23 protein-coding genes are annotated in these 25,201 nt (G+C 67.3%); 14 read left to right on the top strand and 9 right to left on the bottom strand.

Annotated features, from left to right (window positions below):
• Positions 1-260: 260 nt before the first annotated feature.
• Positions 261-1,571 carry an NAD(P)/FAD-dependent oxidoreductase gene (locus tag Y900_RS24200; RefSeq protein ID WP_036344914.1) on the top strand — a complete coding sequence of 437 codons (1,311 nt, stop codon included), beginning with the start codon at positions 261-263 and terminating at the stop codon, positions 1,569-1,571.
• Here the strand turns inward: Y900_RS24200 and Y900_RS24205 are convergent, their stop codons facing one another.
• From Y900_RS24205 to Y900_RS24230, 6 genes are all read right to left on the bottom strand, one after another.
• Positions 1,572-2,672, bottom strand: a complete 1,101-nt coding sequence (locus Y900_RS24205; protein ID WP_036344915.1) for a PDR/VanB family oxidoreductase — start codon at positions 2,670-2,672, stop codon at positions 1,572-1,574.
• Complete coding sequence (locus Y900_RS24210; protein WP_036344916.1) at positions 2,669-3,568, bottom strand: metal-dependent hydrolase; 900 nt, start codon at positions 3,566-3,568, stop codon at positions 2,669-2,671. The genes Y900_RS24205 and Y900_RS24210 overlap by 4 nt, the downstream gene beginning before the upstream one ends.
• A 54-nt stretch (positions 3,569-3,622) precedes the next feature.
• Positions 3,623-4,036, bottom strand: a complete 414-nt coding sequence (locus Y900_RS24215; protein ID WP_051660237.1) for a hypothetical protein — start codon at positions 4,034-4,036, stop codon at positions 3,623-3,625.
• 130 nt (positions 4,037-4,166) lie between these two features.
• Positions 4,167-5,651, bottom strand: a complete 1,485-nt coding sequence (locus Y900_RS24220; protein WP_036344917.1) for a cryptochrome/photolyase family protein — start codon at positions 5,649-5,651, stop codon at positions 4,167-4,169.
• A 10-nt stretch (positions 5,652-5,661) separates the two neighbouring features.
• Positions 5,662-7,113, bottom strand: a complete 1,452-nt coding sequence (locus tag Y900_RS24225; RefSeq protein ID WP_036344918.1) for a serine/threonine-protein kinase — start codon at positions 7,111-7,113, stop codon at positions 5,662-5,664.
• Positions 7,114-7,122: 9 nt separating this feature from the next.
• The gene (locus Y900_RS24230; RefSeq protein WP_036344919.1) at positions 7,123-7,788 is read right to left on the bottom strand and encodes a TetR/AcrR family transcriptional regulator; all 666 of its coding nucleotides are present in this window, start codon (positions 7,786-7,788) and stop codon (positions 7,123-7,125) included.
• Positions 7,789-8,007: 219 nt separating this feature from the next.
• On the opposite strand from Y900_RS24230, the gene Y900_RS24235 reads away from it, so the two are divergent.
• From Y900_RS24235 to Y900_RS24295, 13 genes are all read left to right on the top strand, one after another.
• The gene (locus Y900_RS24235) at positions 8,008-10,005 is read left to right on the top strand and encodes a dipeptide ABC transporter ATP-binding protein (protein ID WP_036344921.1); all 1,998 of its coding nucleotides are present in this window, start codon (positions 8,008-8,010) and stop codon (positions 10,003-10,005) included.
• Complete coding sequence (locus Y900_RS24240; RefSeq protein ID WP_036344923.1) at positions 10,005-10,874, top strand: ABC transporter permease; 870 nt, start codon at positions 10,005-10,007, stop codon at positions 10,872-10,874. Before Y900_RS24235 ends, Y900_RS24240 begins: the two co-directional genes overlap by 1 nt.
• Positions 10,875-10,891: 17 nt before the next feature.
• On the top strand, positions 10,892-11,890 hold the full coding sequence (locus tag Y900_RS24245; protein ID WP_420329841.1) for an ABC transporter permease: 999 nt from the start codon (positions 10,892-10,894) through the stop codon (positions 11,888-11,890).
• Complete coding sequence (locus tag Y900_RS24250) at positions 11,891-12,532, top strand: cysteine hydrolase family protein (RefSeq protein ID WP_036344926.1); 642 nt, start codon at positions 11,891-11,893, stop codon at positions 12,530-12,532.
• The gene (locus Y900_RS24255; protein WP_036344927.1) at positions 12,529-14,109 is read left to right on the top strand and encodes an ABC transporter substrate-binding protein; all 1,581 of its coding nucleotides are present in this window, start codon (positions 12,529-12,531) and stop codon (positions 14,107-14,109) included. The genes Y900_RS24250 and Y900_RS24255 overlap by 4 nt, the downstream gene beginning before the upstream one ends.
• 5 nt (positions 14,110-14,114) lie before the next feature.
• Positions 14,115-14,948: an N-acyl homoserine lactonase family protein gene (locus Y900_RS24260; protein WP_036344929.1), complete on the top strand. Its 834-nt coding sequence runs from the start codon at positions 14,115-14,117 to the stop codon at positions 14,946-14,948.
• A complete protein-coding gene (gene allB / locus Y900_RS24265; protein WP_036344930.1) occupies positions 14,945-16,291 on the top strand; it encodes an allantoinase AllB in 1,347 nt (448 codons plus the stop codon). The genes Y900_RS24260 and allB overlap by 4 nt, the downstream gene beginning before the upstream one ends.
• Positions 16,288-17,034, top strand: coding sequence for an aspartate/glutamate racemase family protein (locus Y900_RS24270; protein ID WP_036344931.1), 747 nt, complete (start codon positions 16,288-16,290; stop codon positions 17,032-17,034). Before allB ends, Y900_RS24270 begins: the two co-directional genes overlap by 4 nt.
• Positions 17,031-18,041, top strand: coding sequence for an allantoicase (locus Y900_RS24275; protein ID WP_036344933.1), 1,011 nt, complete (start codon positions 17,031-17,033; stop codon positions 18,039-18,041). The genes Y900_RS24270 and Y900_RS24275 overlap by 4 nt, the downstream gene beginning before the upstream one ends.
• The gene (locus Y900_RS24280; protein ID WP_237752636.1) at positions 18,038-18,622 is read left to right on the top strand and encodes a hypothetical protein; all 585 of its coding nucleotides are present in this window, start codon (positions 18,038-18,040) and stop codon (positions 18,620-18,622) included. The genes Y900_RS24275 and Y900_RS24280 overlap by 4 nt, the downstream gene beginning before the upstream one ends.
• Complete coding sequence (locus tag Y900_RS24285; RefSeq protein WP_036344934.1) at positions 18,619-19,656, top strand: isopenicillin N synthase family dioxygenase; 1,038 nt, start codon at positions 18,619-18,621, stop codon at positions 19,654-19,656. Before Y900_RS24280 ends, Y900_RS24285 begins: the two co-directional genes overlap by 4 nt.
• Before the next feature lie 138 nt (positions 19,657-19,794).
• Positions 19,795-21,873 carry an adenylate/guanylate cyclase domain-containing protein gene (locus Y900_RS24290; RefSeq protein WP_036347692.1) on the top strand — a complete coding sequence of 693 codons (2,079 nt, stop codon included), beginning with the start codon at positions 19,795-19,797 and terminating at the stop codon, positions 21,871-21,873.
• Positions 21,870-23,285, top strand: a complete 1,416-nt coding sequence (locus Y900_RS24295) for a mechanosensitive ion channel family protein (RefSeq protein ID WP_036344935.1) — start codon at positions 21,870-21,872, stop codon at positions 23,283-23,285. Before Y900_RS24290 ends, Y900_RS24295 begins: the two co-directional genes overlap by 4 nt.
• Before the next feature lie 73 nt (positions 23,286-23,358).
• On the opposite strand, the gene Y900_RS24300 is transcribed toward Y900_RS24295, so the two are convergent.
• The 3 genes from Y900_RS24300 to Y900_RS24310 are packed head-to-tail and all read right to left on the bottom strand — an operon-like array spanning position 23,359 to position 25,199.
• Positions 23,359-23,814 carry a nuclear transport factor 2 family protein gene (locus tag Y900_RS24300; RefSeq protein ID WP_036344936.1) on the bottom strand — a complete coding sequence of 152 codons (456 nt, stop codon included), beginning with the start codon at positions 23,812-23,814 and terminating at the stop codon, positions 23,359-23,361.
• On the bottom strand, positions 23,811-24,692 hold the full coding sequence (locus Y900_RS24305) for an LLM class F420-dependent oxidoreductase (protein ID WP_036344937.1): 882 nt from the start codon (positions 24,690-24,692) through the stop codon (positions 23,811-23,813). The genes Y900_RS24300 and Y900_RS24305 overlap by 4 nt, the downstream gene beginning before the upstream one ends.
• Positions 24,693-24,701: 9 nt before the next feature.
• Positions 24,702-25,199, bottom strand: a complete 498-nt coding sequence (locus Y900_RS24310) for an NUDIX hydrolase (protein WP_036344939.1) — start codon at positions 25,197-25,199, stop codon at positions 24,702-24,704.
• Positions 25,200-25,201 lie beyond the last annotated feature (2 nt).

Here is a 25,201-nt window from a genome sequence, read left to right on the forward strand (position 1 = left end):
ACGGTCAGCGTGACGTCCCCGCCGTCGAGGCGCACGGTCATCGTGCGCCCGACCACCAGCCGCTTGACGGTCATGAACAGCGTGCGATACGCCATCGCCGCCCCGGTGCTCACCGGGAAGGTCGCCGCCGACGACCAGACCGAAGACAGCAGACCCAGCGAACGTGCCATAGGGCTACCCATCCTGCTCGGTCGGCACGGGGCGGCGCAACACCGCCAGTCCTGAGTTTGTATTCGCCGGGTGAGGGTATAACTGGCCCGATGACGTCCGTGGTGGTGGTGGGAAGCGGCTTCACCGGGTTCGAGTGCGCACGGCGACTGCAGCATCGTTTGCGCCGGCAGCACACGGATGTGCAGATCACCCTCATTTCGCCGATCGACTACATGCTTTACACACCGCTGCTGCCCGACGTCGCAGGCGGTCTTGTCGACGCGCGGTTCGTCTCCATCCCGCTGGCCGGCACGCTTGACGGGGTTCGGGTGATCCGCGGCCGCGTCGACACAGCGGACCTGACGGCGCACACACTCGGCTACACCGACCCCGAGGGTCGAACCCACGAACTTGCCTGGGATCGCCTGGTGCTGACGCCCGGCTCGGTGACCCGGCTCTTCGACATTCCCGGCCTGGCCACCTACGCCCGCGGTCTCAAATCGATCGCCGAAGCCCTCTACCTGCGTGACCATTTCCTGGAGCAGCTCGAACTGGCCGGTCTCGACTCCGACCCCTCGGTGGCCGCGGGACGACGCACGGTCGTCGTGGTGGGCGCGTCGTATTCGGGCACCGAACTGGTGGTCCAGCTGCGGGCGCTGGCCGACGCCGCGGCCCGTCAGATGGGATTCGACCCGCAATCGGTGCGCTTCGTCCTGCTGGACCTCGCCGAACAGGTGATGCCCGAGGTGGGCGCGAAACTCGGCAAAGCCGCTCGGGAGGTTCTGCGTGATCGCGGCGTCGACGTCAGGCTGGGCCTGACGTTGAAGGAAGTGCAGGCCAATCACGTTGTGCTCAGTGATGATTCGCGGATAGACACCCGGACGGTGGCCTGGGTGACGGGGGTGACCGCCGCACCGCTGATCGAGACGCTCGGCCTGCCGACTGAGAAAGGTCGGCTGAAGGTCGGGGCGGACCTGCGGGTGCCCGGCCATCCCGACGTGTTCGCCGCCGGCGACGCCGCCGCCGTCCCCGACCTGACCCAGCCCGGTACCATCACCCCGCCCACCGCCCAGCATGCGGTACGGCAGGGAAAGGCGTTGGCGCGCAACGTTGCCGCCAGCCTGGGATTCGGCACCTCCAAGGACTACCGGCACCGCAACATGGGTCTGGTCGTGGACCTCGGCCCACGCAAGGCCGTGGCCAACCCGCTCAACATCCAGGTCTCCGGCCTGCCCGCCAAAGCTGTCACCCGCGCTTATCACCTGTATGCGATCCCGCGCGGAGTCAACCGATGGGCGGTCGCGCTGGCCTACCTCACCGACCTGATCTTCCCGAGAACGCTGGTGTCGATGGGACTTGCCAGCCAGGAAGACGCCCAATTCTCGACCAGCGAGGGCATTCCGATGCTCAAGGCCGATTGACTACAGATCCAGCGTCAGGTGGCCGCCGTCGGGCGCGCGTGACACGCACGTCAGCATCATTCCCTCGGCTCGCTCGGGTTGAGTGAGAAGCGTATCCCGATGCTGCACAACGCCGTTGACGACGCGGGTGCGGCAGGTGCCGCAGAATCCCTGCTGGCAGGAGTACGGCGCCGGCACGTGCTCGCGCTGCAGCGCCGACAGCAACGTCTCCTCGGGCCGCACCGCCACCGTGACACCTGTCGAGGCCACCGTCGCGGTGAACGTCGTGCCGTCGACCACCGGTGGGGCGGCGAACCGCTCGAAGTGCAGTTCGACGTTGTCGCGGCCGGTCAGCTCTTTCCGGATGGCGGTGAGCATGGGTGCGGGCCCGCAGGTGTAGACGCCTGCACCGTCCGGGCAATCTCCCAAAAGCTCTGCGGCGGTGGCAATTCCGTGCTCATCGTCGGTCCGGATCTGCACCCGATCACCGAATTCACGTAGCTCGTCGAGGAACGGGATGGCCTCGCGGCTGCGACCGGTGTAGATCATCGACCAGTCGACACCCAGCCGCTGCGCCAGACCCAGCATCGGCAGGATGGGGGTGATGCCGATACCGCCGGCGATGAACCGCAGCTGCCGGGCGGGGGAGCCGTAGCCGGGAACGGTGAGCGGGAACGCATTTCGCGGGCCACCGGTGGTCGCCGTCGCCCCGATCGTAAGGTCGTCGTGCACCTCGATCGATCCGCCACCACCATCGGGGATGCGCCGCACCGCGATCCGGTAACTGGTTGGCACGGCGGGGTCGCCGCACAGAGAGTACTGCCGAATTCGGCCGCTGGGCAGCCGGATGTCCACATGCGCGCCGGGATGCCACGCCGGCAGCGGCCGTCGATCCGGCGCCGCCAGCGTCAGTGCCACCACGTTCTGATCCCGCGCGACCACACGGCGGTCGACGACCTGCAGAGAGAACGTGCGCTCGCGTGCCTGCGGCATCGCCGGGCGCCGCACCGCGCCGCTGATCGCCCACAGGGCCCTGATCGATGCGTCGGTGAGGCGCAGGAACGGATCGTGGCGAGTGCGGCCCGACACGCTCGGCGGTGCGGACCCGAGCCGGACTATCACTGGTGCGCGGCGCGGGCGGCCGGCGAGCTCGCCAGATACGCGACCGCTTGCGCGGTGGACCCGACGTCCTCGGGTGAATAGTTCGGCCGGAAGTAGGTCAGCGTCGTGGTGCCGAACAGTGTGCGGTACTTGGGCAGCAGCCCCAGCTTTGAGTCGCGGGCCCGCAGCCGCTGCATCTGCCACCACGTCATGTTCACCGTCGGATCCGTCCGGCACAGATACCAGCTGCCGCGGTTGAAGAAGCCGGCGATGAGGACCACCGCCATCGCCATCGAGCGGATCCGGTCGAGATAGCTGTCGTGGAAGTAGACCGCGACGTCGTGCGCGACGTTGCGGTGCTCCACCTCCTCGCTGCCGTGCCAGCGGAACACGTCGACCAGGGTGGGGTCGGCGCCGAAGTCGTCCCAGGCGCAGTTGAGTGCGAAATCGCCCAGGACCGCGGTGTAGTGCTCGATCGCCGCGATCAGCCACAGGCGGTCGCACAGGTTGTTCAGCCGCCTGCGTGGGTCGGCTGACGTGCTGGGCGAGAGCACCTGACCGAACACGTAGTCGAGCTGGCGCAGGATCGGCTCGGCGTCCACGCCGCGCGCCACCATCAGCTCCTGCAGGACCTGGTCATGGGTGTCTGCGTGGGTGGCCTCCTGGCCGATGAATCCGCGCATGTCCTCGGCCAGCCGCGGGTCCTTCACCAGCGGCAGCGCCTCGTTGTAGGTGTCGACGAACCAGCGCTCCGCGACGGGAAGGACGACGTTGAGCAGACCGATCACATGAGATGCGACCGGGTGCCCGGGAATCCAGTGCAACGGCGCATCGGACACGTCGAAGGCGACCTTGCGGGCCTGGATCTGCACCGGGCCCGGATCGATCTCGCGTTCGAAACGGCGTGGGCGCAGCATGGGCAAACCTCCCGGCAGTGGCTGCCGAGGAGTCTAGCTCGTCGCGGGGCGGGGTCAGCCGACCTGAGTCGGCGTGACGGTGACGGTTCCGGGAGCACCCGGAGTCGGGCGGGAACCACCGTCGGACGGGATCTGCTGGGCGGGGGCCGAACCCGGTCCGCTGGGAGCCGGAGCCTCGGGCTGGGCAGCCTTGGTGCAGTTCAGCATCAGCGACATCTTGCCGCTGGCCAGGTATTTCTGGCTCTGCACGACGCACTGCGCCTGCGGTACATCACTGCCGACGGAACCGCCGAAGACGGTCTTGATGCCTTGTGCATGCAGGATCGCGACGGCTTTGTAGTACGGCTCGCCGAGAATGTTCATGGTGCCGCCAGCGTTGGGGTCGGCATTGCTGGACCCCATGCCCAGGGCGGCTGCTGCCGAACCCGCGGCAAGCGCTCCGGCGGCCACCAGGATGAGCCTTTTCACTCCAACCTCCGTCTGTGTCTGCGGTCGAACATAGCCCAGGGAGCTTGGAGATCGCTCTGCGAGCAGATCACACCAGCCTCTTGCGACCTCTATCGCCACAAGGGCATGGATTCGTTTCACCGGTTGGTGACTAGAACGTCTCTCGGTGCCGTTCCTGCTCGACGACGGCGTCCAGGTCGGCCAGCCGCGCCATCGAGGACACCGCGCGGGCGGTGCGGTTGTTGCGGGCCAGCAGGTCCTGGTGGCGATGCACGAACGCCCAATATCCTGCGGTGAAGGGGCAGGCGTCGGGTCCGATGCGGACCTTCGGGTCGAAGCAGCACGCGCGGCAGTGATCACTCATCTTGTTCACGTAGGCACCACCGGAGGTGTACGGCTTGGTGGCGAGCAGGCCCCCGTCCGCGTGCTGGCTCATCCCGACCACATTCGTCGGCATCACCCAGGCGAAGCCGTCGACGAACGCGGTGGCGAACCATTCGGTCAGGGCCCGCGGCTGGTAGCCGCGCTGCAGCGCGTGGCTGCCCAACACCATCAGCCGCTGGATGTGGTGCGCCCACCCGCGATCCCGCACACCGCCGAGTGCCTGCCGCAGGCATTCGGCGGTGATTGAATCGGCATCGAGTTCGGTCCACCAGGCCGGCAGCGGAGTCTCGGCGGACAGGGCGTTGTTGTCCAGGTAGTCCGGGCCGAAGTGCCAGTACAGGTGCCACATGTACTCCCGCCACCCCAGAATCTGGCGGATGAACCCTTCGGCTGCCGCGAGCGGGGTGTTGCCGTCCCGGTAGGCCTGCTCCGCGGCGTGCACGGCGTCCAGCGGGTGCAGCACGCCGAGGTTCAGCGGCACCGACAGCAGCGAATGCGACATCGCCCAGTCACCGCCCATCATGGCGTCCTCGTAGCGGCCGAAGAGTGGCAGCCGACGTTCGATGAACCTCGTCAGTGCCCGGCGTGCCTCGGCCGGGGTGACCGCGAACAGCCGTGGCCCGTCGACGCCGACAGTCGGCAGATCCATCGCATCCAGATCACGTCGTACCTGCTCGTCGATGTCGTCTTCCCGCGGGCGGTACGGCGCGTCGACTCCGATCGATCGACCGTTCTTGGGTGGGGACTCGCGGTTCTCGGCGTCGAAGTTCCACCGCCCGCCGACCGGCTCGGGACCGTCCATCAGCACGCCGAACCGCCGGCGCTGCTCGCGGTAGAAGTCCTCCATCCGGAACCGGCGTCGATCACCGGCCCACCGTCGAAAGCCGGTTCGTGACAACGCAAATCCCGGGGTGGGCAACACCTCGGCCACCATGCCGTCGCGCTGAAGGCGCCGCACGAAGCGATCGGCGGCGAACGATGTCGGTTCGTGTACCAGCACCGGTGCGCCGTAATCACGGAGCGCTTCGGTGTAGCTGTCCGCGCGTACCAGGGTGACGCGCTCACCCAGGTCGGCCGCGGCGTGCCGCAGGGCGGACAGCACCAGGTGCAGCTTCTGCCGATGAAACCGGCGCCGTCGCAGCGCGGAGGTCGCCTCGACCAGGAACACCGGGCGGTGCGCGTGTTCGCCGCCGTAGAACTGCGGGCCGAGCTGATCGGCGAACAGCCACAGCGGGGTGTCGTCAGCGCTCATCGGTTCGGTCCTAGCCGCCGTTGCCGCGCAATATCTCCTCGGCACATCGCAATCTGGTATGCCCGGTTTCCTGCATGCAGACACGAATCGGGGACTCGGTCTCCGTCGGCGGGGCCGCCACGGCAGAAGTCGGCGACGACGTGACCACCGGGTTCGGAATCTCGTCCTGATGCACCGACCACAGGTAGCGGTCGGTGTACTGCAACTTGGTGCAGTACGCGGTCGCACCGTCTGCGGTGGTTCCGGTAGCGCCCGGCTCGGTGCAGTCCGAGCCGATCACCGCGGTCGGGGTCGGCTCGACGGTGACGGTGTCGGTCGCCGCGGTCGTGGTCGCGGTGGTCGGTGGAGTCGTCGTCGCGGCCGGCGGTGGTAATGGCGGGACGACAGGGATGGTCGCCGTCGTCGTGGCGGTGCGGAGGTCCTTGGCGGCAACGTTCTCCCCGCGGTCGCGCCCGGCGATGAAGGCGATCGCGACACCGGCGACCAGCAGCACCGCCAGCACGGGAAGCAGGATCTTCAGCCACCGATTGTGGGACTGCGGGACCGGCTCACCAACGGGCGCCGCATCGGTGATCGGGGTCAGCCGGGTGTCATCGGCATCGGTCAGGCCGTCACCGGACACCGGGGTGGTGATGTGGTGGGCCAGCGCTCGCGCGAAGTCCACGCACCGGTCGAATCGCTCGGCAGGGTCCTTGGACAGCGCCTTGCGCAGCGCAGCGTCCAGGTTCGCCAGCTCCGGGCGGTGCTCGGCCAGGCTCGGCGGTAACGCCGACAAATGCTGGCTGATCACCACCGCGGGATTGGAATGCGGAAACGGCGGGGTGCCGGTGAGCAGGTGGTAGGCCGTGGCCGCCAGCGCATACTGGTCGGCCCGCCCGTCGAGATCGCGGCCCATCAGCTGTTCAGGCGCGGCATAAGACACCGTGCCGACCGTCATGTTGGTCTGGGTCAAGCCGCTGGCATCGTCGTCCCACCGGGCAATTCCGAAGTCCGCCAACAGGATTCGTTCCTCGCCGGATTCCTGTTTGGATACCAGGATGTTGGCGGGCTTGACATCGCGGTGCAGCAGATGGCGTTGGTGCGCGTAGTCCAGGGCCTCGGCGACCGCGGTGACGATCTTGAGCACCTCAGCCTGCGGCAGGCCGCTGGGGAAGTTCTTCAACAGATCGCCGGCGTCGTTGCCGTCGACGAAATCCATGGCGATCCACAGCTGGCCGTCGGTCTCGCCCCGGTCGTGGACGCCGACGATATGAGGGTGCCAGAGCGTGGCGGCGATATCCGCTTCCCGTTCGAACCGCGCACGGTATTCGGCGTCGCTACTCACCGAGGCCGGTAACACCTTGAGGGCGTCGCGGCGGGGCAGCCGGGGATGCTGGGCCAGGTAGACCTCACCCATCCCGCCCGCGCCCAGCAATCGCAGGATCGTATAGCCCGCGAATGTCTCGCCTTCGGCCAGCGGCATGGCCTGATACTACAAATGTCCTGCCCGGGCGGGTTCGGACGCGCTGAGCTCGGCTAGCTGGTCCTCGGTGACACCGAGGACACGAAGGCACGCGTCGGCAACGTGGCCGGCCAGCGTGCCGGGGTCCGGATGCGGGGGCGGTGTCCACATGTTCACCAGGGACTCGACCAAGCGGAACGGAAGGTCGGCCGCGTCGTCGGCGATGCCGGTCGCCACCAGAACCGCGCGGCTGAGGTCCAGGTAGGCCTGTCGCAGGCGCTCACGTTCGGTCCAGAAGGTGGCCAGCCGCGCCTCCCTGAGCTCGGGCAGCAGGTAGAGGGCACCCAGGTTCCACTGCGCTGTCAGCAGCTGGGCGCCGTCGAAGGCGGCCAGGGCGTGCAGGGTGCTCGCGGCCGAGCGGGGGTCGCCGCCCTGCTCCAGTTCGGACAGGAACGTCAGGGTCGGCGTCACGGTCTGGTGCAGCAGCGCTGACAGCAGTTCGTCCTTGGTCTTGAAGTAGTGGTACAGCGAGGCCTGCCGGATGCCGACCGCCTCGGCGATGGCCCGGGTCGAGGTGCTCGCGTAGCCGCGGCTGGTGAACAGCTCCGCCGCTGCGTCGAGGATCTCATCCCGGGCGGTCGTGCCGGGTCTGCGCCGTTCGGTCAAGCGCGGACGGCCCGCCCGCGTTGTCTCCATGGTCCGATGTTGACCTACATCACCTGCGAAAAGACAGACCCGGGGATTTTCTGTCACATGACAGAAACGCGGGATACCTATCGGTTACGCGCCGTCTTGGTTTGGTTACGCCAGCGACACCCACCGCGACCAGAGGCCCGTAAAACTGTCAATCGACAGGCTGATGGCTCACCGGTGAGCGCATCCTCGTGGAACCTCTGACCTTCCGGGAGACTCTGCATGGCGAGCGCCGCAAGTGTCGCGCTGCGACCCGATGCACCGGCGACGACGCCGCGCGACGTGGTCGCGGCGGTGGACGATCTGTGTGTCACGTTCCGCCGCAACGGCAAGGACGTGCACGCGCTGCGCGGGGTGTCGCTCCAGATCGCACCCGGCGAAATCGTGGGCCTGGTGGGTGAATCCGGCTCCGGTAAAAGCGTTCTGGGCTTCAGCATGCTCGGCCTGCTCGGCGCCGCCAAGACCAGGGGCAGTGTCCGGGTGTGCGACACCGACATGCTCACCGGCGCCGCCAAGCAGCTGCGCAAGGTCCGTCGACTCGACCTCGGCGCGGTGTTCCAGGACCCGATGACGTCGCTGAACCCGACGATGCGGATCGGCAAGCAAGTCGAAGAAGTGGCAGGCAGCAGCGCAGAGGCGCTGAAACTGCTCACCGCCGTTGGTATTCCAGATCCCGAGCGACGGATGCGGGCCTATCCACACGAATTGTCCGGCGGGTTGCGCCAGCGGGTGATGATCGCGATCGCGGTGGCCGGTGATCCCGAACTGATCATCGCCGACGAACCGACCACCGCACTCGACGTCACGGTGCAGGCACAGGTGCTGGCGCTGCTGCAGCGATTGCGCGCCGAGATCGGCTGCAGCATCGTGCTGATCACCCATGACCTCGGTGTCGCCGCGCAGATCGCCGACCGCATCGCCGTGCTGTACGCCGGGCGGATCGCCGAAATAGGCCCGACCGCCGACGTTCTCGCCAGCCCCGCGCATCCCTACACCCACGGGCTGCTGCAATCGCGGCTGACGCTGGACACGGCGCGGGACCGCCCGCTGGCCGCGATGGCCGGCCAGGTGCCCAGCCCGACTGCGCCACTGCCCGGATGCGCGTTCGTGCCGCGGTGTGCGCTGGCCCGCACCGAATGCTCCGCCACGCCACCGGATCCGGTGGCGTGTGCCGAGAACCGGGTGAGCGCCTGCATCATCGAGCCGGCACAGATGCGCACCGAGCTGGCCGGGATCATCGCCGCCGAGGCCGAAGCTTTCGCCGATCGGGTCGAGATTGCGGCTGATCAGCCGCCTGCCGTCGACGCGCGCACCGTCACCAAGACGTTCACCGTGCGCCGTCGCCGGCTGGATCGCTCGGGCGCATCAGGAGGCAAACTGCAGGCGCTGCGCGGAGTGTCGCTGACCGTCGCGCACGGCGAATCAGTAGCCCTGGTGGGCGAGAGCGGCTCCGGGAAGTCGACGTTGCTGCGCATCATCGCCGGGCTGGAGAAGCCGACCACCGGCGAGGTCGAACTGGCCGGCGAGACCCGCCCGCAGATGGTCTTCCAAGACGCCGGTGCCTCGCTGACACCATGGTTGTCCGTCGGCGAGCTGATCGGTGAACGGCTGCGCAGCACCTCGATGTCGCGTAGCGAGCGCAAGGACGCTGTCGCTGCCGTTCTGGAGCGTGTCGGCCTCCCGCAGGACGTGGTGAAGTCGCGGGCCGCGCAATTGTCCGGCGGTCAGCGGCAACGCGTATCCCTGGCGCGGGCCACCGTGATCCCGCCGCAGGTGCTGCTCTGCGACGAGCCGACCAGCGCGCTCGATGTGTCGCTGGCCGCCTCGGTGCTCAACCTGATCGGCGAACTACGCCGAACCCTGGACATGTCGGTGGTGTTCGTGACCCACGACCTGTCGGTGGCGCGGGTGGTCGCCGACCGGATCGCGGTCATGTACCTGGGTCGCATCGTCGAGATCGGCCCCGCCGAAGACGTGATCGGACGCCCGACACATCCCTACACCCAGGCTCTGGTCGACGCGATCCCCGACCTGGGTCGCGACTGCCGGGTGCTGGCAGGCGAACCCGCCAGCCCACTGTCACCGCCGACCGGCTGTGCCTTCCACCCCCGGTGCCCGATCGCGATCGACACCTGCAGCGACATCGAACTCGATGTCCGCCTGGAAGGCACTCCCGGCAGCCCGCACCAGGTCGCCTGTATCGAACGGAAGGCGCGCTGATGGCCATCGCAGTCCCCGCCCCGGCACTGTTGCGCAGCCGCGAGAAGCGGATGGCGGCGTTGCCGAAAGACCGTGCGGTGATCATCAATTGGCTCGGCGTGTCCTTGCTCCTGCTGGTGACGGTGATCGCCGTCGCCGTGCCGCTTGTGGCCCCCCATGACCCACTGGTGCCGGTGGGTATGCCGCTGCAGGCGCCTGGCAAGGACGGCTTCCTGCTCGGCACCGACAGCGTCGGACGGGACATCTTGAGCCGCGTGCTGTTCGGCATCCGGTCGAGCTGGTTCGCGGCCCTGGTGGTGGTCGGTGTCGGGCTGCTCATCGGAGGTCTCGTCGGGCTCATCGCCGGCGCAACCGGCGGCTGGCTGGACGCGACCCTGATGCGGATCACCGACGGTTTCCTGTCGCTGCCCGCGCCGGTGCTGGCCATCGCCGTCGTCGCCGCGCTGGGACCCGGCTTCGTGCACACCCTGATCGCGGTGTCGATCGTGTGGTGGCCGTTCTACGCCAGGCTGGTTCGCGGTGAGGTCGCGCGATTGGCGGCCCGCCCCCACGTCGAGGCCGCCCGGCTGGCCGGGGTCGGACCCGTCCGGGTTGCGACGCGCCACCTGCTGCCCGGCGCCGTGCCCAATGCGCTGGTGGCCGCCAGCCTCGACCTCGGCACGTTGATCCTCACGCTGGCGGCGCTGTCGTTCCTCGGTCTCGGGCAATCTGCTCCCGCACCGGAACTCGGCGCCGACGCCGCCCGCAACCTGAGCTACTTCCTGCAGCAGTGGTGGGTCCCGGTGATGCCAGGCCTGGGTGTCCTTGTCCTCGCAGTGATCGGCAACGTCGCCGGTGACAGCCTGCGCAATCTGATGAAGACGAGCTAGGAGGCCCACACGTGAAAATGTTCATCGCCTCCCGCCTGGCCGCGACGCTGGTGATCCTGGTCGCACTGACCGCCGTGATGTTTGTGCTGCAACATATTTCGCCGCTGGATCCGGTCAAGGCGCAGATGGGCGCACAGGCGTCGGCCTCAGCGGTGGCCGCGCGCCGACAAGCGCTCGGCCTCAACGATCCGATCGTCACCCAGTTCTGGCACTACCTCACCGGCGCGGTCCAGGGCGACCTCGGCACGTCGTACCGGACTCGGCACGCCGTCGCGTCCGATCTCGGCAGCTTCTTCCCGGCCACCCTGGAACTGGCGCTCTACGGTATCGGCATCGCATTGGTTCTGGCCGTGCTGCTGGCGTTCAGCACCACTCTGAAGTGGCGGGGATCGGCTGTGCTGCGGGCGATTCTGTTCACCGGTTCGTCGGCTCCGATGTTCCTGCTCGGCATCCTCGGACTGATCGTCTTCTACCAGAAGCTCGGCTGGGTACCGGCCAACGGCCGCATCGGCATCAGCAACCCGCCGACCGGGCCCACCGGATTGCTGACCGTCGACGGACTGCTCAGCGGACGATTCGACGTCGTCGCCGATGCCCTGCACCACCTGATTCTGCCTGCCCTGGTGCTGGCGTTGGGCCCGGCGGTCGCCATCGGTCGGGTGCTGCGGTCCAGTCTGCTCACCGACATGGACAGCGACTATGTGCGGACCGCACGCGCAAAAGGCTTGTCGGAAAGCCGAATAGTGGCCGGTCACGTACTGCGCAACTGCGTCGGTTCGGCGTTATCGATGACCGGGCTGCAGGTCGGCTTGATGTTCGCCGGCGTGCTGGTCGTCGAGCAGGTGTTCGGCTGGCCGGGTATCGGCCAGTACATCGCCCAGAGCATTCCGGTGGCCGACTTCCCGGCGATCGCCGGCGTCACGCTGATGCTCGGCGCCCTCTATGTCTTCATCAACACGGTCGTGGATCTTCTCCAGGCCGCCGCAGACCCCCGCATCGCAGTTACAGGAGGATAGGTGCCGAAACAGCCACTGATAGTGGGCAATCCGGTCTTGGTCGTCGTCGACATGCAGGAAAGCGGCGATATGCCCGTCGAGGAGGTGGGCATCCCGCACATGGCCGGCTATGCCGACCGAATCGCCCGGGCGCGGCAACTGATCGCCGCCGCGCGTGCCGCGACCATACCGATCGTGTTCTTCCAGGAAGTGCACCGCGCCAACGGCATCGATTTCGGCCGTGAACTCGACGGTGTCGAAGGACCGCACTGCATCGACGGCAGGCCAGGCACCCCGCTCCATCCCGAGCTGTTACCCGACTTCACCGGCGCCAATCACGAGTTCCACATCGTCAAGCGGCGTTACTCGGGTTTCATCGGAACCGAATTCGAGATCGTGCTGTCCGGGCTGAAGGCCGACACGCTGATCCTGATCGGCGGCCTGACCGACGTGTGTGTGCACTACACCTTCGCCGATGCCCATCAGCGCGACTTCCACGTGCGAGTGGTATCCGACTGTGTGGGCGGCTCGTCGGTCTACCGGCACGATGCCGCACTGGATGCCATGGAATACCTGCAAACCGGCGCGACACGGACCACCGAGGAGATCCTCGACGCCTTTGCATCCCTCACCACCCCGGTACTCGAAGGAGCCGCCCGATGAAGAAACTCACTACGCTGCTCGCGATCGGCGCGACCGCAGCTCTGGCTCTGACCGCTTGTGGCGGTTCGAATTCCGGTGGCAGCAGCACCCCGAACGCGGCTCCCACCGACAAGGTGCTGAAGCTGTCATTCCTGCAGGATCCGGGCCAGCCGCCGGACCCCGACATCTACTACGCCGGCCAGGGCCTGCTGCTGACCACCAACACCTATGAGGGTCTGCTGCAGTACAAGGGCGGCACCGACAAGGCGGAGCTCCAACCGCTGCTGGCCACCGAGTGGACGGCGTCCCCGGACAACAAGGTGTTCAACTTCAAACTGCGCCAGGGGGTGAAGTTCCACGACGGCACCCCGTTCACCTCGGCCGCTGTCAAGGCATCCTTCGATCGGCGGGCGGCCGTCAACCAGGGACCTGCGTACATGGTCGCCGACGTCGATTCGGTCACCACCCAAGGCGATTACGACGTCACCGTCACGCTCAAGGCGCCGAACTCGGCATTCCTGGACTACCTGGCCTGCCCATACGGTCCGCGGATGATGAGTCCTGACGGCCTGCAGAAGAATGCCGGCACCGACCACGCGCAGGGTTATCTGACCACCCACGACCTGGGCACCGGCCCCTACACGCTGACCGACGCCCAGGTCGGCTCCAAGTACCAGCTGACCGCTTTCGGCGACTACTGGGGCACCAAGCCGTACTTCGAGAAGGTCGAACTGCCGGTGATCACCGACGTCTCGGCACAGCAGCTGCAGTTCAACAACGGCCAGCTCGCCGCGATCCTGCACGACCTGCCGTCCTCGGCGGTGCAGTCCTACCTGGACAACAAGTCGTTCACGAATTACTCACTGCCGACCATGATGTCGAACTTCGTCTACATCAATCCCAAGAAGGGGATGATGACCGACGCGAAGAATCGGAACGCCGTCATGCAGGCCATCGACGTCGACGAATTGGTCAAGCAGACCTACTTCGGCCGCGGCAAGAAGGCTGACCAGATCTACCCGGCGAACATGATGGCCGCTGACTACGGCAAGCAATCGGTCACCCATGATCCGTCCGTGCTGACCGCGCTGGCGGCGGGCCTGCCTGCCGACCAGAAGTCGGTCACCATCGGCTACGACTCCTCGAACCCCGATAACCAGTTGATCAGCAACCTGATTCAGACCCAACTGGCGGCGGCCGGACTCAACGCCAAGGTGCAGGCCTACCCGACGTCGGAGATCTACGGGTGGGTCGGCGGTGACGGTCAGGCGGCACCGGAGATCATGACCTACCTCGGCTGGCCGGACGCGCCGTCGCCCTACACCTGGGGGCATATCTCCTGGGATGCCGACGGCGGCCTGAACTTCTTCGGCTGCTCGGCCCCGCCGATCACCGACGCGCTGGCCAAGGGTCTGCCCACCGGTGACCTCGCGGATTTCTCCACCGCCGGTGAGGAAGCGGTGAAGACCGGTTGCTGGCTGAACATCGCCAATGTCAACGACTTCATGGTGGCCCAGCCGTGGCTCAAGGGGGTCGAGCAAGCGCACGTGGTGACCGATCCGAACACGCTGCGGTTGGCCGCGCTGTCGGTGGGCTGAGCCGAATGGTCCTGGGAGACGGGAAAGTTCGGAGGATTGTCCTGCTGACCCTCGGGTGGGAGGAGCTGCCCAAGTCGGTTTCGGTCTACGGGGCGCCAGCGGAGCTGCGGATGCGTGAGCCGGTGCCCGGGGTGCTGCTGCAGACCGACGGCGGCTGGGTGTTGCTCGACACCGGGTTCAACACCGCACTGATCCGCGATCCGGCGTTGTACCGGCGGTTCTTCCCGACCGTCGAGTACATCCCGGTACTCCCAGGACCCGGCGAGCCGATCGAGGAGTCGTTGCACGACATCGGGATCGACGTCGACGACATCCACCTCGTGGCGCTGTCGCATCTGCACCACGACCACGCGGGCGGCGTGAAGCTGTTCGCCGGCAAGGTCCCGGTGCACGCGCAGCGCCGCGAGCTGGAGTACGGACTGTCGAACCATCCAGAGCCCGAACACAACGCGATCAACCGCATCGACTTCGACGATCCCCGCATCGACTGGGTACTCGCCGACGGCGAAGCCGAGATCGCGCCCGGTATCACCGCGGTGCCCACCTACGGGCACACGCCGGGGCATCAGAGCTTCGTCGTCGATCTCGACGAGTTGGTGGGAGGGGGCGGGTTCGTGTTCGCGTTCGACGCCGCCGACCTCACCGAGAACATCGAACACGAGTTGCCGATCGGCGGGTTCATCGACGTCGACCCGGCTGACACCGTCGAGCCGATCCGCAGGCTGAAGAGGTTGGCCACCGACAAGGGGTACGAGCTGGTGCCCGGCCACGACCCCCATGTCTGGCCGGAGCTGACCCAACGCTTCGCGGAGCGGTTCGGCCCGGTGCCGCCACTGTGACCGCGCCCGCCGTCGAGCACGTCATTCGCGCGCCGCGCGCGGTGATCGACGGCGAGGTCCGGCCCGCCGCGATCGGGTTGGCGGGCGGCATGATCCGCGTCGTCGCCGAGCTCGACAGTCACCTGGGCGGCGCCGCCGAGACGGTGCTCGGCACCGACGTGGTGGTGCTGCCCGGTCTGGTGGACACTCATGTGCACATCGACGACCCGGGGACCGACTGGGAGGGCTTCGACTCCGCGACGGCGGCGGCGTTGGCCGGTGGCATCTCCACGGTCGTGGACATGCCGCTGGACTGTGACCCGGTGACGACCACGGTGGCGGCGTTGGAGGTCAAACGTTCCGCGGCGCACGGCGTATGCCACGTCGACACCGGTTTCTGGGGCGGCATCGTGCCGGACAACCTCGAGTCGTTCGGTGAGCTGGCCGGCGCGGGAGTGCTCGGCTTCAAATGCTTTCTGTCCGAATCGGGCAACGCCGACTTTCCGCCCCTGGACCCCGATCAGCTGCGGGCCGCGATGGCCGTTGTGGCCGAACTGGATTCGGTACTGCTGGTGCATGCCGAAAGCGAGCGGGTGCTGTCCGATTACCCTGCCCCGGCGGGACGCTCCTATGGCGATTTCCTGCGGTCGCGGCCCGACGCGGCCGAGCGGGACGCGGTGCGCATCGTGCTCGACGCCGTCGCCGACACCGGTGCCCGAGCCCACATCGTGCACGTCTCGAGCGCCGAGGTGTTACCGATGATCGCCGAGGCCAAAGCGGCGGGGCTGCTCGTCACTGCCGAAACATGCCCGCACTACCTGACTTTTGCCGCGGAGGCCATTCCTGATGGTGCGACGGTGTTCGCGGCCTGTCCACCCATCCGGGGTGGGGACAATCGCGACCTGCTGTGGGCTGCGCTGGCCGACGGAACCCTGGACATGGTGGTCTCCGACCATTCGCCGTGCGCCCCGCGCCACAAGGACCTCGCCGGCGGAGACTTCGGCCGTGCCTTCGGCGGGATCAGCTCGTTGCAGATCGCACTGCCAGCGTTGTGGACCCAGGCTCGCCGGCTCGGATTCGAGATTCGCGATGTGTGCCGGTGGATGGCGCAGGCGCCCGCCGAACTGGCCGGGCTGACCGACCGGGGAGTGATCGCCGAAGGTAAGCGCGCCGACTTCTGCGTGTTCGACCCCGACGCCGCGTGGGTGGTCCGGGGTGCCGAGCTGCGGCACCGTCATCCGGTGACCCCGTACGAGGGCCATTCGCTGACCGGTGCGGTCCGGCACATGTGGCGGGCCGGACGGGTGGCCGGCCCGGACAGCCGCGGCGACCTGCTGGTCGCCGGACTGCGGGAGTCGGCATGAAGATTCTGGTGCTCAACCCCAACACCTCGGAGACGATGACGGCGGAGATCGATGCCGCGGCCCGGGCGGCGGCCGCACCCGAGACCGAAATCCTGACCGTACAGCCCGTTTTCGGGTCAGTCGCGATCGACTCCGCCGCGGAGAGTTACCTCTCCGCCGTCGGGGTGATGGACGTCGTCGCCACCCTGCTCGCCGCCGGAACGTTCGACGCCGATGCCGTGGTGCTGGCCGGCTTCGGTGAACACGGCAAAGATGCGCTGCAGGAGATGCTCGACGTCCCCGTACTCGATATAGCCGAGTCGGCCGCCCACGTCGCGCATCTGATCGGCAGGCGGTTCTCGGTGGTCACCACCCTGGCCCGCTCCATCGCCCCGATCGAGGACCGTCTGCTGTTGGCCGGGTTGGCGGCGCACTGTGCGTCGGTACGGGCGTGCGGCCTCGGGACAGCCGAGGTCGACGCCGACCCCGCCGGCGCGGTCGCCGCGATCGTTGCCGAAGCCGAACGCGCCGTGACGCTGGACGGCGCCGACGTGATCTGCCTGGGCTGCGCGGGAATGGCCGGTGTGACCGCCGCGATCACGGAGAAACTGGGAGTCCCCGCCGTCGACGGTGTTGCCGCCGCGGTGGGTCTGGCGCAGATGCTGGTCGGCCTGAACCTGTCCACCAGCAAGGCTGGCGTACATGCCGCCGGACCGGACAACGCACGCACGCATTGGCCACTATCGCAGGGGTTACCCACATGACCGGACTGGACCTGGCCTGCCGTACGGTCGGTGGCAGCGTCGTGGCGGCCAGCGACGAGTCGTTCGGCGTCAAAGAGCGGCTGATCGACGCGGCCGAACCAGACTTCGTTCCAGGCACGTTCGACCTGCGCGGTGAAGTCGTCGACGGCTGGGAGACCCGCAGGCACGCGCCCGCGCCGGACTGGGCGATCATCCGCCTCGGAGTGCCGGGCCGGCTGCGCATCGTCGACGTCGACACCCGATTCTTCACCGGCAACCATCCGACCGGCGCCACGCTGTACGCGGCGACGCCGGCGGCCGGCACCGACCCATGCGATGCGCGGGTGGACTGGCGGTTGCTGTCGCCGCCGATGGCTCTGAAAGCCGACGCACACAACCCCATTGCCGTTGACGACCCGCGCCGCTACACCCACCTCAAATTGGTGATCGCCTCCGACGGCGGGGTGGCCAGGCTGCGGGCCTACGGCGATCCCGTTCCCGATCCGGCGCTGTGGTCGGGGGTGACCGTCGAGGTGTCCGGCGCCGAGAACGGAGGGTGCGTCGAGCACTGCAGCGACACGTTCTACTCCGATGCGCGGGCACTCATCGCCGCGGACCGGCCGCAGAACATGGGATCAGGCTGGGAAGCCCGGCGCCGGCGTGACATCGGGCCCGACACCCACGATGCGGTGACGATCTCCTTTCTGGCGCCCAGCGATCTGGACCGCATCGAAATCGACACCTCCTACTTCGTGTTCAACGCATCCCGCGAAGTGTCCGTGCTCGGTACCCGTGACCGGCCCGATGCCCGACGACCGTGGTGGGCTTTGCCGTTCGACGAGGTGGTGCTGCCCCGCACGCGCGTGGTCGCCGACGCGCGACAGGTCTTCGTGGTCGATGCCGCGGCGATCACCGCCATTCGAGTACAGGCCTATCCCGACGGTGGTATTGCCCGGGTCCGGGCATTGGGCAGGCCCACCGCATCGGGATTCGCGGAGCTGCAGTCGAGATGGGAGGCGTCGCTGTGACCCTCGCGACCCCGATGATCGCCGACTGCACCGGGCTGTGGCGACGGACGCTGCTGGTCGAGGCCGACGGCTCCCGCGACACCGGAACGAATGTGCAATGGCTGCAAGGCATCTCCATGTTCGTCGACCTGCGCGGACCGGGGGAGGGTTTCGCAGGCCTGCTCAGCCGGCGCGACGATGTCTTCGAATGGGCCCGCCTGGTCGACCTGCAGCCACCCGGCCTACCCGATGCGGGGAGGATGAGCTGGGTCGGTGACACCCTCGTGGAGACCGGCGTACACGCCGACTACACCGAGCACTGGCAGCGCCAAGCCGGCCCGACACAAGCCTGTTGGGGACTCGTGCTGTCAAGGCCGGGAACGACCGGTGTGCTGGTGCGGGTGGGGAAGCGGTTCGGCTGGGCCAACCTGCAGGAGATCTCGCTCGGGTCCGTCAGCGGAACTGATTGGCGGATCGACGAATCCAGCGATTCGCACCGAGTCGGGACGCAGCTGCGCCTCCGGATCGATACCGGACAGGTACGAGTCGACGACGACATCGACTGGGACATCAAAGAAAGCGAAGGAAGCGTGACACTGTGAGTGGGGCGACATCATTCCAATCGGTACCCGTCATCGACATCAGTGGGTTGCGGTCGGCCGACCCCGCCGACCGTGACCTCGTCGCGGCCGAACTCGGCGCAGCGGCACGCGACGTCGGCTTCTTCTACATCTCGGGGACGCCGGTCAGCGACGATCTTTTCGATCGGCTACTGCAGGCCACCAAACAGTTCTTCGCCCTGCCGCTGACGGAGAAGATGAAGTCCTACATCGGGCTGTCGAACTGTCATCGCGGTTATGTGCCGGTGGGCGAGGAGGGGTTCTACGGCGACAAACCTGATGTCAAAGAAGCATTCGACACCGCACTGGACCTGCCCGCCGACGACCCCGACCACCTGGCGGCAAACCCGATGCTCGGGCCCAACGTGTGGCCCGACCTTCCCGGCTTCGCCGACACGGTCACCGAGTACTACCAGGCCGTGCTGGGCGTCGGGCAGGATCTGTTGGCCGCCTTCGCCGTCGCGCTCAAAGAGGACCCGGACACCTTCACCCGGCACGCCACCAAGACGCCAAGCCAGTTGCGGCTGATCTACTATCCGCACAACCCGGATGCCGAAGACGCCCAGGGCATCGGCGCGCACACCGACTACGAGTGCTTCACACTGCTCAAGCCCACGGCGCCCGGGCTCGAAGTCCTCAACGGCGCCGGGGAATGGATCGACGTGCCACCGATTCCCGGGACGTTCGTGGTGAACATCGGCGACATGCTCGAACTGTGGACCAACGGCACCTTCGTGGCCACGTCGCATCGGGTGCGCAAGGTCAAGCAGGAGCGGTACTCGTTCCCGCTGTTCTTCAACGTCGACTACCACACCGTGGTCCAGCCGCTGCCGCAGTTCGTCACTTCCGACGACGAGTCGCGACCGGCGTTGGTGGCCGGCGAGCACCTGTTCGCCCAGACCGCGCAGACCTTCGCCTACCTGCGCTCCCGGCTCGACAGCGGCGATCTGGTGCTGCCGGACGGCTCGCTAACGACCGGTACCTTCGGCCAGCAGGCGCTGCAGTCCCGCAACTGACGTCCCGTCGCTGACGGATGCGTTAACATCCGCTCGGTCAGCGGGACGAGCGGGGGTCGACAAGTGGTCCGATTATCGGTTGTGCGCTTGCGGAGTTCGCGGCTGCGATCACTGGGGTTTCAATCGAAGCTGCTGCTGATGCTGTTGTCGGTCAGCATCGTCTCGGTCGTGATCGCGGGTGCCATCGGTTACGTCTCCGGTACGACATCGTTGCGAAATGCCGAGTACCAGCGGCTGACCCAACTTCGGGAATCCCGCGCGCGTGAGATCACCTCGTTCTACAGCGACATCAGTGACGCGGCATCGATCGTCACCCACGGAACACAGACGATCGCGGCCGCCAATGAATTCGCCAAGGCGTTCGCCGAACTTCAGACAACGCCGCTGCCGCCGGGCGCCGAACACGCGGTGGCCACGTACTACTCGACGGTGTTCGGCCCGACCCTTGCGCAACGGACAGGCCAGCCCGTCGACGCTTCGCTGTTTCAGCCGACCAGTAATGCGGCGACGTACCTTCAGTCCCTGTACACCGTTCCGGCACAAGGAGATTACGAGAAGGCACTGAATCGGTTTTCGGCCGGCGATCCCAGCGCCTGGTCGGCGGTCAACGCTCGCTACCAACCGTTCTTCGCGGATTTGACCCAACGCTTCAAATTCGAGGACGCGATGATCCTCGATACCCAGGGCAACGTCGTCTACACGGCATACAAAGGTGTCGACCTCGGGACCAACGTGACCACTGGGCCCTACAGCACGACGGTGTTGGGCACGACGTATCGGAAGGCGTTGCAGGCGACGTCGATCGATCAGACGTTCATCAGTGACTTCGAGCGCTACGCCCCGTCCTACGGCAGGCCCACGCAGTGGGTGCTCTCGCCGATCGGGCGCGACGGCGCGATCGCCGGAGTGCTGGCACTGCAGATGTCGCTCGACTCGGTCAACGATGTGATGACCGGGCAGGGACGTTGGGTTCAAGACGGTCTCGGGCAGTCTGGCGAGACCTACCTCGCCGGACCGGACAAGCTGATGCGGTCGGTGTCGCGCGAATTGCTGACCGACCCGAAGCATTACGCCGAAGAGGTCATCGCCGATGGAACTCCCGACGACGTGGCCAAGCGCCAAGTCGACGTCAAAGGCAGCGTGCTGTTGCAACCGGTGGACAAGATGGCCGTCAACCGGGCACTGATCGGTGAGAGCGGGGTGACCACCGCCCGGGATTACATCGGTCCGGAGGCGCTGGTCGCCTACGCTCCATTGGCCATCCCGGGGCTCGACTGGGTGCTGGTGGCCAAGATCGACAAGTCCGAAGCGCTGGCGCCGGTGAACACCTTCGCGCGCAACATCGCGCTGTCGACCGCGGCGATCGTGCTCGCGGTCTCGCTGCTGGCGTTGTTGTTCAGCCGGATCCTCACCCGGCCGATCAAACGGCTGGCCACCGCGGTTCGTCGGGTGGCCGGCGGCGAACTCGGCGTCAATGTTCCGGTCGGGGCGCGAGACGAGATCGGCGAACTGGCTTCGGCTTTCAACGATATGAGCGTGAGTCTGCAAACCAAGCAACACCTCATCGACGAGCAGCGCCAGGAGAACGACGAACTGCTGGCCAGCCTGATGCCCGAGCCGGTGGCGCGCCGCTACCGAGACGGCGAGGAGAACATCAGCACCCACTACCGCGATGTGTCGGTGATCTACGCCCAGCTGCTCGGGTTCGACGAATTCTCCCGGTCGATGCCCAGCGCCGAATCGGTCGCGATGCTCAACTCGCTGGCCGAAGCGTTCGACGGAGCGGCCGAACGACACGGCGTCGAGCAGGTTCGCAGTATGCAGGACAACGGGCTGCTCGCCACCTGCGGTCTTGTGGTGCCTCGGGTCGACCACGCCAGCCGGACGATCGCCTTCGCGAGCGAGATCACCGAGATCGTGCACCGCTTCAACGACCAGCACGACGCCCGGCTGGCGATCCGGGCCGGAATCGACAGCGGACCGGTCACCAGCGGCCTGGTGGGCCAGCGGTCCAAGATATATGCACTGTGGGGCGAGGCGGTCGACCTGGCGAACCGGGTGCACGCATCGACCAAGGCGGCCGGGGTGTTCGTCAGCGACCGGGTGCATGAGGCGGTGGTGGGCATCTACACGTTCTCCGATGCCGGCACACTGTCCGGCGCCGACGGCAACGAGCCAGTGTGGCGCCTGGACGTCGGAACGCGGCATCCGGCATGAGCGGGCTTACCGCACAACCTTGGTTCTGCCCGGCGCTCGGCGTCATCATCGGCTTGCCGCTGGCACTGCTACTGCTGAACGAGTTGCACGGGGCGCTGGTCCGCCGGGCTAGCTCATACGCTAGACCCGTTGCACTGCTGCGTAATTGGGTCCTTCCGGCCTGTGCGGTGTACTTGCTTGTGGCGCAGCTGGAACAGGCCGACGTACACGCCACCTGGTCGAAGTTGGCGGCGACGGTGTTCGGCTTCCTGATCATGCTGTTGTTGCTGTCGGGTGCGAACGCCGCGCTCTTCGGTGAGGCGCGGGCCGGCAGCTGGCGTGAGCGGCTACCCGGGATCTTCATCGATCTGGGCCGGCTGGTGCTGATCATCCTGGGCGTCGGTCTGCTGCTGTCCTGGGTGTGGGGCGCCAACATCGGCGGCCTGATCGCCGCGGTGGGCGTGACGTCGATCGTGATCGGCCTTGCCGTGCAGACGGCAGTCGGCCCTGTCATCGCGGGATTGCTGCTGCTGTTCGAGCAGCCGTTCCGCATCGGCGACTGGCTGGACACCGCTCCGGCGAAAGGCCGCGTGGTCGAAGTGAACTGGCGGGCGGCGCACATCGACACCGGCAACGGCATCCAGATCGTCCCGAATGCGATGCTGGCCACCGGATCGTTCACCAACCTCAGCCGGGTGCAGGGTGCGGCGTATCAGGCGACGGCCATGCTGGCGTTCGGCCCCGACGATCCACCGGGCGCGGTGGCATCGGCACTGCTGGCGGTGGCCACCGGATTGCCGACGCGGCTGGCCCATACACCCGCCAGGGTGGTGTCGCTGGGGGAGGCCAAATACAAAGTCTCGGTACCGATCACCTCACCAGCCGACGAGGGACGCACGAAAGCGCTTCTGCTACACCGCGCGTGGTATGCCGCACAGCGGGCCGGACTGCACCTCGACGAGGCCAGCCCCGATCCGGAGCTGGCCGAGAAATACGTGGGCGCCGCACTTACGCGGGTGGCCGCCGCACTGGGGCTGGACGACGATGCGGTGGCCACCATGGCGGGGCAGGCGCGCCAACTGCTTTACGCCGAGGGCGAGATCATCCAGCAGGTCAACAGTGTCCCGGACACAGTCGGGTTCATCACCGCAGGGTCGGTCGGGATGATCGTGTACGCCGATGACGGCCGAGAACTTCCGCTGGGCAGTCTGGGAGTGGGCGACTACATCGGCGGAACGTCGCTGACCCGCCAGCGGATGATCACCGGCGTGGTCGCGCTCGCTGACACCACGATCGTCGCTGTGGGCCGCGACGCGATGAACCGGGTGGTGCAGAACAATCCGCGGCTGGCCCGCCAGATCGGCGGTGCCATCGAAATGCGCCGCAAGGCCGCAACGGACGCCCTGGCCGAGGCGGCGGCGGGGGTGCGTTAGCGTCGAGCGTGCGGCTTATCGTCGGCGAAATGGCCGCGCACCACCGACAACGCCCACGTTCGGCGGATTGTGCTCAGCGCACACGCCGGACAGGCCGCGTCTCGATCGCGTCGATGGTCAGGGCCCGCCGGGTCAGCACCCAACCCGGCTCGGCGCGCTGGTACTCGTCGTCGTAGTGCAGGTACCACACCAGATCGGTGATGCCGTCGGTGCGGCGACTGAAGTGGTGCGCGGTCGCCGCGATACGTCCCTGCGCGACAGCGGAATTCGAGCCGGCCGCATAGACCTCGGAGTCGATGCTGTGGTGTGTCCGCCCGACGCTGGTCACCGCGGCGAGCGCGTCGCGAATGGCGTCAGGACCGCGGTGCGACCGTGCCGGAGTCAGCACATCCGGCGGATCCGGCAGGACCAATTCGCCGTCCGCCGCGAACAATCCGATCACGGTCTCGACATCCCGGTCGTCGACCGCCGCCGCGTACCGATGCACCACGCACGACAGGCCCGAGCGGTCGGCGACCGAAAGACTCACGGCCGCAATCCCAGCCGCTGCGCGCAGGCCGACAGGAGGTCTTTGGCCTCGTCGATCTCGGTGACTGCAGGCATCCCTAGCACCAGCCGGCCGGCCCCGACCTCGGCCAACCGCGCGGCCCGGTCTGCGTCGACCTTGGTCACCAGATGGCCCAGCGACAGCTCGAGGGAGGCCGGGTCACGTCCGGCATCCTCTGCGGCCAGTCGCATCACCTCGATGAGCGTCGCGAGCTCGGCGCCGCCGACCCCGAGTGGCTGGAAACCGTCACCGAGACGCCCGGCCCGCCGTGCCGCCAACCGGCTGTGTCCACCGATATGAATCGGAATACCCTCGGCTGCAACCGGTTTCGGGTATGACATCGCATGGTCGAAGTCATAGAACTCGCCGTGATGGCTCACGCCACCGGGATTGTCTGCCCACAGCTCCCGCAGCACCTCGATCTGCTCGTCCGCGCGACGGCCCCGGCTGGTGAAACCTGCTCCGCAGGCTTCGATCTCCTCCCGCAACCAACCGACCCCGACGCACAGTCGCAGCCGTCCGCCGGACAGCATGTCGACGGTGGCGGCCCGCTTGGCCAGCATCACCGGATGATGGTTGGGCAACACCAGCACCCCGGTGGCCAAACCCAACGTCGTGGTTTGACCGGCCAGGAACGCCAGCATCTCCAGCGGGTCGGGGACCGGGCACTCCGGGGCCACCTCGACCCGGCCTGACGGGTCGTACGGATACACGCTGGTGTACTCCGTCACCAGCACCGTGTGCTCGGCCATGATGATCGACTCGAAGCCACACGCCTCGAGATGGCGGGCGAACTCCGTCATCCACACGGGGTCCGCGGTGACCCCCGCGGCAATGGGAGCGACGACGGCGAACTTCACGTCGTGAGGCTAACCCTCGGGCTCCGGGTCACCTTCGTCCAGTCCCGGCAGATGAGCCATCAGCCGGTCCAGGAACACCACATGGCCCTTGAGTAACTTGCGGCGTGCCCGCGCCACCGGGAACCACCCCACCCGGTCCAGTTCGGGGAACTCCTGCATTCGCCCCGAACCCTTCGGCCATTCCAGGGTGAAGGTATTGCTCTGTGCCCCGGTCACGTCCAGGTCGGCCTCGACGGCGAAGACGGTCAGCACCTTGCCGCTCGGCTGCTTGACCGCATCGAACTCGATCCGGACGCCTTGCGGCACATCGGATCCCAACTCTTCGGCGAACTCACGCCGTGCGGCGTCCCACGCGTCGTCGGTATCGGGGTCGTACTCGCCCTTGGGAATCGACCACGCGCCGTCATCCTTGCGTGCCCAGAACGGACCACCGGGATGGCCGATGAGAACCTCCGCGACGCCGTCGACATGTCGGTGCAGCAGCACACCGGCGCTGTATTTCGGCACCG

The sequence above is a fragment of the Mycolicibacterium aromaticivorans JS19b1 = JCM 16368 genome (assembly GCF_000559085.1).
GTDB lineage: Bacteria > Actinomycetota > Actinomycetes > Mycobacteriales > Mycobacteriaceae > Mycobacterium > Mycobacterium aromaticivorans.